Annotated in this window: 1 protein-coding gene; it reads left to right on the top strand. The window is 67.2% G+C overall.

The window, feature by feature from the left end:
* Nucleotides 1-381 precede the first annotated feature (381 nt).
* A complete protein-coding gene (locus AB0H83_RS51925; protein WP_360111515.1) occupies nucleotides 382-1,005 on the top strand; it encodes an ATP-binding protein in 624 nt (207 codons plus the stop codon).
* Nucleotides 1,006-1,069 lie beyond the last annotated feature (64 nt).

Here is a 1,069-nt window from a genome sequence, read left to right as displayed (position 1 = left end):
AAAGATCACGCGATGACCGCGCCTGCGTCCAGCCCCCAGACGGGCCGTCCGCCGATCACGCCAACCGCGTTACACCACTATCAGGGACGCCACTCGACGGCCGGTAGGGCGAAGCCCTGGAGACCTTCCAGACCTGACCGGGCCCGCACGACGGATGCCGTGCGGGCCCCGGCCGGGTCAACGCGCGAGCCATGAGCAGGTTGTCCTTGGTGGTTGTGGCCGCGGTAACACGAAGGAACTTCGATCAAGTTGTCACAAGCCGCGAGGCTGCCCTGTCTTGGTCGTTGTCGGGACAACAACGGGCCGGGTGCAAGTGTGCCGGTGGAGGCGAGCCGGTGGTTCTGCGGGGTCGGAGCGGGGCGCCGCCGCGTTCTGCAGGTCATGACGAAGGTGGTGACGGTGGATCAGGGACGCTACCGCTCAGGGCACGGGAAGAACGCCAGGCTGCTTGGGCGGGGACCGGAGCGTGCCGTCCTCGATCAGATGATCGCGGCAGTCCGCACGGGGCAGAGCCGCGTGCTCCTGGTGCACGGCACCCCAGGAGTCGGAAAATCGGCGTTGCTCGAGTACACGGAGGATTTGGCGACGGGCATGCGCGTGCTGCGCGCCGCCGGGGTCGAGTCGGAGATGGAGTTGGCGTTCGCCACATTGCATCAGTTGTGCGCACCGCTGCTGGATCGGTTGCATGACCTTCCCGCGCCGCAGAGCACCGCGCTCGAGACGGTGTTCGGGATGCGAGAGGGGAACCCACCCGAACGCTTCCTGGTCGCACTGGCGGTGCTCAGTCTCCTGTCGGACGCCGCAGAGGGACATCCCCTGCTCTGCATGATCGACGACGCGCAGTGGATGGACCGGGCCTCGGCGCAGGTCCTCGGCTTCGTCGCCCGGCGGCTGCTGGCGGAGTCGGTCACGCTCGTCTTCGGCGCCCGCGAGCGGCCTCAGGACCTGCTCGGACTCCCCGAACTGGAGATCACTGTCGGCGCTCACGTAATTCCCCAGCTGTAGCGGTCTGCCGCTCACGTAATTCCTCACCCTGGTCGCTCACGTAATTCCCCATGGGGATGACGAG

Origin of the sequence: Dactylosporangium sp. NPDC050688, assembly GCF_040654515.1 — a bacterium.
Classification (GTDB): Bacteria; Actinomycetota; Actinomycetes; order Mycobacteriales; family Micromonosporaceae; genus Dactylosporangium.
This window is presented reverse-complemented; position numbering and strand designations above follow the sequence as displayed.

Coding starts and splice junctions, on each gene's coding strand:
- AB0H83_RS51925 (WP_360111515.1), top strand. CDS start 382: ATGACGAAGGTGGTGACGGTGGATCAGGGACGCTACCGCTCAGGGCAC.